The organism is Corynebacterium sp. HMSC059E07 (assembly GCF_001814395.1).
Taxonomy (GTDB): Bacteria; Actinomycetota; Actinomycetes; order Mycobacteriales; family Mycobacteriaceae; genus Corynebacterium; species Corynebacterium hesseae.
Window position 1 is genome coordinate 1 of the sequence record NZ_KV816310.1, and the last position, 8910, is coordinate 8910.

The window sequence follows — 8910 nt, forward strand, 5'->3', positions numbered from 1 at the left end:
ACTCCATGTCCAAAAACCCTATGGACATAACAACTTTAGCTGAACAATTGGTCTAGTGCCTGTCGAGCGACACAAAAGGGGATTTTCGTGGCTAGCCGCCGGAATGCATAATCTCCGCGCCTTCCGGAACGGTTGCGTCCTCCGGATCGTCGAGCCACCCCTCGGGAAGGACCACTTTGGCGGGGGATCCCTGGCGTCCGCGGGCGCCATCGGCGTCGTCGGCAAGCGCAGGCGAATCAGCCCACGGCTCGAGCAGCTCCCGGAGAGCGTCGAGGGAGTTCACGCGGGACAGGCCAGCACGGACCTGACCTCCCACGGGAAAACCGCGTAGGTACCAGCCGATGTGCTTGCGGATATCGCGGCTGGCCTGGTCCTCGCCCTCGTGCTGCGCCAGCAGTTCTGCGTGGCGAATCATAATCTGCGTGACCTCACCCAACGTGGGCTCGGCCGGCACCGGCTCGCCACGAAGGTGCGCGGAGAGCTCTGCGAAGAGCCAAGGACGGCCCAGACAACCTCGTCCCACGACGACGCCGTCGCAGCCCGTTTGTTCCATCATGGCGTGGGCATCCGTGGCCTTGAAAATATCGCCGTTACCCAAGACAGGGATACCGGTATGGGCCAAGTGCTCCTTAAGGCGCGCAATTTCATTCCAGTCCGCATGGCCCGAGTAGCGTTGCGCGGCGGTACGGCCGTGGAGCGCGACTGCCGACGCCCCTTCTTCCACCGCAATGCGGCCGGCGTCGAGGTGCGTGTGGTGATCCTCGTCGATGCCCACGCGCATTTTCACGGTGACCGGGATATCGGTGCCCTCTGTGGCCTTGACCGCTGCGGCGACGATGTTGCCAAAGAGGCGGCGCTTATAGGGGAGTGCGGAGCCTCCGCCGCGGCGCGTGACCTTGGGAACCGGGCAGCCAAAGTTCATATCGATGTGGTCAGCCAGATTCTCATCCACGATCATCTTCGCCGCCTTGTAGGTGTACTCCGGATCGACGGTGTACAGCTGCAGCGAGCGCGGATTCTCCTGTGGATCGAAAGTGGTCATGTGCAGCGTCTTGGGATTTCGCTCTACCAAGGCGCGGGCGGTAACCATTTCGCAGACATAAAGGCCGGAGACGGTGCCGGTCTTCGCTATCTCTTGCTCGCGACACAGCACGCGAAAGGCCACGTTGGTCACGCCCGCCATGGGGGCGAGGACAACGGGGGAGTTGAGCTGGATTTTTCCGATAGCAAGAGTCACGCCGCCAATTGTGCGCGGAAAGAGCCTGGGGTGGCAAATTCTCACGAGGAAAGTGAGGGGTGCACACAGTTTGGGGCAGAGTGCGGTAAATCCTCCACCGATTCGCTAGTGTGGTGCATGTAACTAACAGGAAAGGACCGTAACGTAGGTCGTTTCTGCACATAAAAGGAGGACTAATGTCTGAGAGAATTGCATACGCACCGTTTGAGAAGCTCGTGATGAGCGCTGACGAGGCCGCAAAGTTCGTCAACCACGGTGACCGTGTGGGAATCTCCGGCTTTACCGGCGCTGGCTACCCTAAGGCGCTGCCGACCGCCATCGCAGAGAAGGCGAAGGCAGCTCATGAGGCGGGCGAGGAGTTCAAGATCGATGTTTTCTCCGGTGCCTCTACCGCTCCGGACTGTGATGGTGTGTTGGCTGAGGCAGACGCCATCCGCTTCCGCTCTCCGTATAACTCTGATCCGGTTTTGCGCGGCCGCTTCAACGACGGCTCCGCCCTGTACCAGGACATCCACCTCTCGCACTCTGGCCAGCAGGTGGAAGAGGGCTTCTACGGTGACTTCCAGGTAGCCATTATTGAGGCCGTTCGTATTGATGAGAACGGAAATATCGTTCCGTCCTCCGCCGTGGGCAACAACCTCGAATACATCGATGCCGCCGACAAGATCATCATTGAGATCAACGAGTGGCAGTCCCTCAACCTCGAGGGCATGCACGATATCTACAAGATCGAGAAGCTGCCGAACCGCCAGCCAATCCCGATTACAAAGCCGGCTGACCGCGTCGGTACCACCTACATCGAGATTCCGGAGGAGAAGGTCGTGGCTGTGGTCAAGACCAATGCCCCGGACCGCAACGCTCCGTTCAAGGCCCCGGATGAGGTTTCTGAGAAGATTGCTGCGAACTTCATCGAGTTCCTCGAGGGTGAGGTTGCTGCCGGCCGCCTAGAGTATGACAAGTTCATCATGCAGTCCGGTGTGGGCAACGTCCCGAACGCCGTGATGGCAGGCCTGTTGGACTCCAAGTTCGAAAACATTCAGGCCTATACCGAGGTTATCCAGGACGGCATGTTGGATCTTATCGACGCCGGCAAGATGACCGTCGCCTCCGCAACCTCCTTCGCCCTGTCCCCGGAGTACGCGGACAAGATGAACGCTGAGGCTGATCGCTACGCCAAGCACATCATCCTGCGCCCGCAGCAGGTATCCAACCACCCGGAGGTTATTCGCCGCGTGGGCCTGATTTCTTCCAACGGCATGATTGAGGGCGATATCTACGGCAACATCAACTCCACCAACGTCTCCGGCTCCCGCATCATGAACGGTACTGGCGGCTCGGGTGACTTCACCCGTAACGCCTACATCTCCACCTTCGTCTCCCCGTCGGTGGCCAAGGGCGGCGCTATCTCCGCCATCGTGCCTTTCGTTTCTCACACCGACCACACCGAGCACGACACCATGGTCATCATCACCGAGTATGGCGTTGCGGACCTGCGCGGTTTGGCCCCGAAGGAGCGCGTGGAGAAGGTCATCGCCGTGGCTCACCCGGACTACCGCCCGATGCTGGAGGAGTACTTCGAGCGCGCCAAGGCTAACAAGTTCCAGCACACCCCGCACGATCTGAAGACCGCCTTCGATTTCCAGGTGAACTTCATGGAGAAGGGTGACATGCGCGGCTAAGTCTTAGACCCGCAAGGCCGTGGCCCTTACCGCTGAAGGTGAGGGCCATTTCCTTTTCTTTGGTGCCACCGGCTAGGATAGGTGAGCGTTGGGCCTTTAGCTCAGTTGGTAGAGCTACGGACTTTTAATCCGCAGGTCGTGGGTTCGATCCCCACAGGGCCCACAAAAAGAGCCGCCTTCGGGCGGCTCTTTTTTGTTTTGGGGCCCAAGCGCAGGGCTGGGTTCAGGGCTAGCTCTTAACGAGCTTCCTGATGGCCCGCATGGCCTCCTCGAGCTTCTCTGTGGCTACTTGTCCGTCTTCGGCGGCTGCTCCCGCCACACAGTGTTCTATGTGGTCCTCCAAGAGCGCTAGGGAAACGTTCTCGAGCGCTGAAGTAACCGCTGAGATCTGCGTGATGATGTCGATGCAGTATTGGTCCTCCGCGATCATGCGGTGGATGCCTCGGGTTTGGCCTTCGATGCGCTTGAGGCGAGCCAAGTACTTTGCTTTCTGCTCATCATTGGAGTTGTAGCCGTGCACACCCGGCTCGTGACAGGAACAGGTATCCCGCTGGTCAGCCATGGTTTTCTGCCTTTCTGCCAGGACGATTTGGTTAAGTGAGGATGTCTCCAGTATATTTTTACAAAGTTGCCTCAAGGCAACGGGCCCCCATCGTCTAGCGGCCTAGGACACCGCCCTTTCACGGCGGCGGCACGGGTTCGAATCCCGTTGGGGGTACCAACACTTTTGTGTTGGTGCACAAGAAAATACTTATGGCCCTGTGGCGCAGTTGGTTAGCGCGCCGCCCTGTCACGGCGGAGGTCGCGGGTTCAAGTCCCGTCAGGGTCGCCATATTTCAGCCTCGGAGCATTGTTTATAGAACATATGCCTCGGGGCTTGTGTCGTTTTATGGTGGTGTGTGGAGGCTCCTGCAACGTCGCAAATGGCGCATAGATCTGTATAGGTCTAGGCGCTGTGGTGACAGTGTGTATTGAGGGGCTGCATCGCCCTGAAAACGGTGAATGACATGCTGATTTGGTGTGCTTATCTAGCTTTGTGTAGAGTACTTATTCGTGCCCAGCGCACAACAGATAATTGAAAATGGCCCTGTGGCGCAGTTGGTTAGCGCGCCGCCCTGTCACGGCGGAGGTCGCGGGTTCAAGTCCCGTCAGGGTCGCCGAAGTCCTCGTGGCTTCTGGCCAGATAGCTCAGTCGGTAGAGCACACGCCTGAAAAGTGTGGGGTCGCCAGTTCGATCCTGGCTCTGGCCACAAGACAGCCCCTTCCATTGGAAGGGGCTTTTTTGTTGCTCTTTTTGGTTTAATGGGCGGCATGACTACTTCAGTTGCGCACCAAACCGATCAATCCCGTTTCGTCATCACCGTTGATGGGGAAGAAGCAGGCTTCGCCGAATACAGTGATTCCGCTACCACACGCGAATTCACGCACACGGAAATCTTCGAGTCATTTCAGGGCCAAGGACTGTCCAAGCCGCTAATTAAAGCGGCACTGGATGATGACTCAACGGCCGGCCGCCAAGTCATTCCAACGTGCAGCGCCGTGGCGCGCTTCATTGAGAAGAATCCCGATTACCAGCGGCTGACTGCCCGTGAAGGCAGCCTTTAAGGGCACGGTCTATTAGATGTAGTAGTCTGGGTCCACCAGCTTGATGCGCTCATCCTTCTTGCGCGGGCGGTTGGTGGCCGGGATACCGATGGCAATGTGCTCCGGTGGCACGTCCTTTGTCACCACGGCGTTGGCACCGACAGCGGAGCCGTGGCCGACGGTAATCGGGCCGAGCACTTTAGCGCCCGCGCCAATGGTGACGTTGTCCTCAATTGTTGGGTGGCGCTTAGTCTGTGTCAGCACCTGACCACCGAGCGTGACGCCGTGGTAAAGCATGACGCCATCGCCAATTTCGGCGGTTTCACCGATGACGATCCCCATGCCGTGGTCAATGAAGAAGCGCCGGCCAATGGTAGCGCCGGGGTGAATCTCGATTCCGGTGAAGAAGCGGTTAAGCTGCGCCAAAATACGGGCTGGCCCACGCCATCCACGTTTCCACATGCGGTGGGCGATTCGGTGCGCCCAAATGGCGTGAAGGCCGGAGTAGACCACGGCATTTTCGACGTCGCCGCGCGCGGCCGGATCATGCTCGCGCGCGTTGGCGAGGTCTTCACGAATCATCTTCAAGATGTGCATGCGAACCATCCTATCTAGAAAGAAAAAGCGCCCCCTAGCACAGAGGGCGCTTTTATTCGGAGGGCTCACCACGGCGCCGTGCTTGGCGACGTCCCGTGGAAAGCCACGTTAGCGTTTTCCTTAGGCCTCGCGAATGTCCTCGAAGAGGATGGTGGAGACATAGCGCTCACCGAAGTCCGGGGCGACGACGACGATGGTCTTGCCCTTGAACTCTTCGCGCGCAGCCAGCTTGAGTGCCGCAGAGACGTTGGCACCGGAGGAAATGCCGACGAGCAGTCCTTCCTCGGTGGCCAGCTTGCGGGCAGTGGAAACGGATTCCTCGGTGGTTGCGGTGAGCACCTCGTTGAGGATCTCGCGGTCCAGAACCTCGGGGACAAAGTTGGCGCCGATGCCCTGGATCTTGTGGGGGCCAGCGTGTCCCTCGGAGAGGACGGGGGAGTCAGCGGGCTCAACGGCGACCAGATAGGTGTCGGGGTTCTGGGAACGCAGGTAGCGGCCTACACCGGTGACGGTACCGCCGGTGCCGACGCCAGCGACGAAAGCGTCAACCTTGCCCTCAGCGTCGTCCCAGATCTCGCGGCCCGTGGTTGCCTCGTGAATCTTCGGGTTTGCCTCGTTGGCGAACTGGGAGGCCAGGATGGCGTTGGGGGTCTCAGCGATAATTTCGTTGGCCTTCTCGACAGCACCCTTCATGCCAGCAGCGCCCGGGGTGAGGACGATTTCAGCGCCATAGGCGCGCAGCAACACCTTGCGCTCGTTGGACATGGTCTCCGGCATGGTGAGAATGACCTTGTAACCCTGGGCGGCACCGACGAGTGCCAAGCCGATGCCGGTGTTGCCGGAGGTGGCCTCAACGATGGTGCCGCCTGGCTTTAGCTCGCCGGATTCTACGGCGGTGTCGACGATCGCCTTGGCAATGCGATCCTTGACGGAATTAGCGGGGTTGAAAGACTCAACCTTCACAAGTACCTCGGCGCCGAGGCCTTCGGTCAGACGGTTGAGGCGGACAAGCGGGGTACCGCCGATGGTGTCGAGAATATTGTTGTATACAGCCATGATGTGGACTCCTTGAAAATAAGTTCTGATGTACAGCAGACACTCTACACCGCGGCAATAGACCAAGTGGTATATAGATTCTGAACAGATCATTCGGGCATGGCATGTGGGATTTGAGGCGTCTCATGAGGGCGAGGCGTGATTTAGAATTACCCCCGTCGGCCGGTTATACTTCGCAAATAGTGTTCGCCTACCCCCGTTTCAGGCGGGAAATGTGGGTGCACCTGCTGGTTACCCCCGAGTAAGAGAGAGTCTCATGGAGCCGCACCGACTCAAGGATGACGACGAAGCCGTACGCGCAGCGCTCTCGTCACTAAAGACCGCAACGGGAATCCCCGTCACGATGTACGGGACCTTGCTGCCGGACAATCGCCTGCAGATTACCCAGTGGGTAGGGCTGCGGACCCCGGCCTTGCAGAATTTGGTGATTGACGCGAACGTGGGCGTCGGCGGGCGCGTTGTCAGCACTCGCCGCGCGGTTGGTGTGTCCGACTACACTCGTGCCACCACAATTAGCCATGAGAATGATCGCCATATCCAGGATGAGGGACTGCATTCGATCGTGGCGGTGCCGGTCACCGTTCAGCGTGAAATCCGCGGTGTCCTCTATGTTGGTGTCCATTCGCCGGTGCGCTTGGGTGACAAGGTAATCGAGGAAGTCACCATGACTGCTCGGTGCCTCGAGCAGGATCTGGCCGTTAATTCCGCGTTGCGTCGTGCCGACGGAGGCAAGGGCGGCGCTGCTCGCGGTCACGTGATGAACGGGGCTGAGTGGGAGCAGGTGCGCTCAACGCACTCCAAGCTCCGCATGTTGGCTAACCGAGTCAACGATGAAGACCTCCGTAAGGAACTAGAGGCTCTTTGCGACCAGATGGTCTCCCCGGTGCGCGTTAAGCAGTCCACCAAGCTTTCTGCTCGCGAGCTGGATGTTCTTTCCTGCGTGGCATTGGGGCATACCAATGTCGAGGCGGCCGAGGAAATGGGTATTGGCGCCGAAACGGTGAAGTCCTATTTGCGCTCTGTCATGCGCAAACTGGGTGCACATACTCGCTATGAGGCGGTTAATGCGGCCCGTCGTATAGGCGCGTTGCCCTGATCGTAGGTAAGTTGGGTGGGCGTGAAAGACCAATTTATTGTCTCCGGTGGGGCGCGCCTGCAGGGCACCGTCAAGGTGGACGGTGCCAAGAACAGTGTGCTGAAGCTGATGGCTGCGGCACTGTTGGCGGAGGGCACCACCACGCTGACCAACTGTCCTAAAATCCTTGATGTTCCACTGATGCGAAAGGTCCTTGAAGGCCTTGGCTGTTCAGTGGAAATCGATGGCCACACCGTGCAGATCACCACGCCGGCCACGTTGCATTCCAATGCAGACTTCGATGCGGTGCGCCAATTTCGCGCGTCGGTGTGTGTATTGGGGCCGCTGACGGCGCGTTGTGGTCACGCAAAGGTAGCTTTGCCAGGTGGCGACGCCATTGGTTCCCGCCCACTGGACATGCACCAATCTGGGCTAGAGAAGATGGGCGCTAGCACGCGCATCGAACACGGCGCCGTTGTAGCGGAGGCGGATCAGCTCCATGGCGCGAACATCAAGCTCGATTTTCCCTCGGTAGGCGCTACCGAAAATATTCTTACTGCTGCAGTCCTTGCGGATGGCGAAACCCAACTCCACAATGCGGCCCGCGAACCGGAAATTGTGGACCTGTGCACGATGCTCAAGGAAATGGGCGCCGACATCTCCGGGGAGGGGACATCCACCATCACCATTCGGGGAGTGGACAAGCTGCAACCGACGGAGCACGAGGTTATCGGTGACCGTATTGTTGCGGGTACGTGGGCATATGCTGCCGTAATGACTCGCGGGGATATCACGGTGGGCGGTATTGCTCCCAAGCACCTGCACCTGCCGTTGGAGAAGCTTAAGTCCGCCGGTGCGGATATCGAGGACTATGTCAATGGTTTCCGCGTGCGCATGGACCGGCGTCCAACTGCTGTGGACTACCAAACGCTGCCGTACCCCGGCTTCCCCACGGATCTTCAGCCGATTGCCATCGGGCTCTCCGCGGTCGCGGAAGGTACATCCATCATCACGGAAAATGTCTTTGAGTCTCGTTTCCGGTTCGTCGATGAGATGCTCCGCCTTGGCGCTGATGCCCAGGTGGATGGACACCACGTAGTTATCCGCGGTCAAGAGCGCCTGTCCTCGACGCATGTCTGGAGCTCCGATATCCGCGCAGGTGCCGGATTGGTCCTCTCCGCTTTGTGTGCGGATGAGACGACCACCGTGCACGATGTCTTTCACATCGACCGCGGCTATCCCAACTTTGTGGAGAACCTGCAGGCCTTGGGCGCCACCATCGAGCGCACTCAAGAGGAGGAGCTCTACTAAGGAGCATTGTTTGGCGACGTCCCTATGTGGCGCACCTTTTCGGTGTGTCACCTGGGGATTTGTTGTTTGTTGGGGGTGTGCGTATATTTATCCGAGTCGCCGCGAGGTAGCCGGGAGGTTAACTGGTGGTAGATGTTCGGACAATGTTTGTTCGGCGGGTTTGACTTTGGTTGAGCTTGTTGGGTAAGGTTGTTCGGGCCGCTGCAGAGAGGTTAACGTTTGGTTAATTTTGTTTGTGGTGTGCGAACGATGTTTGAGAACTCAATAGTGTGCCAATGTACTTTTTGTGTTGGTTGATTTTATTCATTGTGGCCGTGATGCATTGTATGTGTGTTGTGGTTGGTGTATGCCGGATGGCGCTTTTCCTTTAG

Annotated in this window: 8 protein-coding genes and 5 tRNA genes; 9 read left to right on the plus strand and 4 right to left on the minus strand. The window is 58.6% G+C overall.

Annotation, left to right across the window (positions count from 1 at the left end; translation table 11 throughout):
* Nucleotides 1–91 precede the first annotated feature (91 nt).
* Nucleotides 92–1237 carry a tRNA dihydrouridine synthase DusB gene (gene dusB, locus HMPREF2967_RS06860; protein WP_070685735.1) on the minus strand — a complete coding sequence of 382 codons (1146 nt, stop codon included), beginning with the start codon at nt 1235–1237 and terminating at the stop codon, nt 92–94.
* Nucleotides 1238–1413: 176 nt separating this feature from the next.
* Here dusB and HMPREF2967_RS06865 point away from each other — a divergent pair, with 176 nt between their 5' ends.
* Both HMPREF2967_RS06865 and HMPREF2967_RS06870 read left to right on the plus strand, forming a co-directional pair.
* The gene (locus HMPREF2967_RS06865) at nt 1414–2916 is read left to right on the plus strand and encodes an acetyl-CoA hydrolase/transferase family protein (RefSeq protein WP_070522973.1); all 1503 of its coding nucleotides are present in this window, start codon (nt 1414–1416) and stop codon (nt 2914–2916) included.
* Between the two features lie 90 nt (nt 2917–3006).
* A tRNA-Lys gene (locus HMPREF2967_RS06870) sits at nt 3007–3079 on the plus strand.
* Nucleotides 3080–3145: 66 nt separating this feature from the next.
* Here HMPREF2967_RS06870 and HMPREF2967_RS06875 read toward each other — a convergent pair.
* Nucleotides 3146–3478, minus strand: a complete 333-nt coding sequence (locus HMPREF2967_RS06875) for a metal-sensitive transcriptional regulator (protein ID WP_070563984.1) — start codon at nt 3476–3478, stop codon at nt 3146–3148.
* A gap of 83 nt (nt 3479–3561) precedes the next feature.
* On the opposite strand from HMPREF2967_RS06875, the gene HMPREF2967_RS06880 reads away from it, so the two are divergent.
* The 5 genes from HMPREF2967_RS06880 (at nt 3562) to HMPREF2967_RS06900 (ending at nt 4521) form a co-directional block, all read left to right on the plus strand.
* Nucleotides 3562–3637, plus strand: a tRNA-Glu gene (locus HMPREF2967_RS06880).
* Between the two features lie 34 nt (nt 3638–3671).
* Nucleotides 3672–3748 (plus strand) — tRNA-Asp (locus HMPREF2967_RS06885).
* 251 nt (nt 3749–3999) lie between these two features.
* Nucleotides 4000–4073, plus strand: a tRNA-Asp gene (locus tag HMPREF2967_RS06890).
* Between the two features lie 20 nt (nt 4074–4093).
* Nucleotides 4094–4166 (plus strand) — tRNA-Phe (locus HMPREF2967_RS06895).
* A gap of 52 nt (nt 4167–4218) precedes the next feature.
* The gene (locus HMPREF2967_RS06900) at nt 4219–4521 is read left to right on the plus strand and encodes a GNAT family N-acetyltransferase (protein WP_070522980.1); all 303 of its coding nucleotides are present in this window, start codon (nt 4219–4221) and stop codon (nt 4519–4521) included.
* A 12-nt stretch (nt 4522–4533) separates the two neighbouring features.
* Here HMPREF2967_RS06900 and epsC read toward each other — a convergent pair whose 3' ends face one another.
* Both epsC and cysK read right to left on the minus strand, forming a co-directional pair.
* Complete coding sequence (epsC, locus tag HMPREF2967_RS06905) at nt 4534–5097, minus strand: serine O-acetyltransferase EpsC (protein WP_070522984.1); 564 nt, start codon at nt 5095–5097, stop codon at nt 4534–4536.
* A gap of 120 nt (nt 5098–5217) precedes the next feature.
* A complete protein-coding gene (gene cysK / locus HMPREF2967_RS06910; RefSeq protein ID WP_070563979.1) occupies nt 5218–6153 on the minus strand; it encodes a cysteine synthase A in 936 nt (311 codons plus the stop codon).
* Nucleotides 6154–6409: 256 nt separating this feature from the next.
* Here cysK and ramA point away from each other — a divergent pair, with 256 nt between their 5' ends.
* Both ramA and murA read left to right on the plus strand, forming a co-directional pair.
* Nucleotides 6410–7249, plus strand: a complete 840-nt coding sequence (gene ramA / locus HMPREF2967_RS06915) for an acetate metabolism transcriptional regulator RamA (RefSeq protein ID WP_070522991.1) — start codon at nt 6410–6412, stop codon at nt 7247–7249.
* Between the two features lie 21 nt (nt 7250–7270).
* Complete coding sequence (murA, locus tag HMPREF2967_RS06920; RefSeq protein ID WP_070523021.1) at nt 7271–8539, plus strand: UDP-N-acetylglucosamine 1-carboxyvinyltransferase; 1269 nt, start codon at nt 7271–7273, stop codon at nt 8537–8539.
* Nucleotides 8540–8910 lie beyond the last annotated feature (371 nt).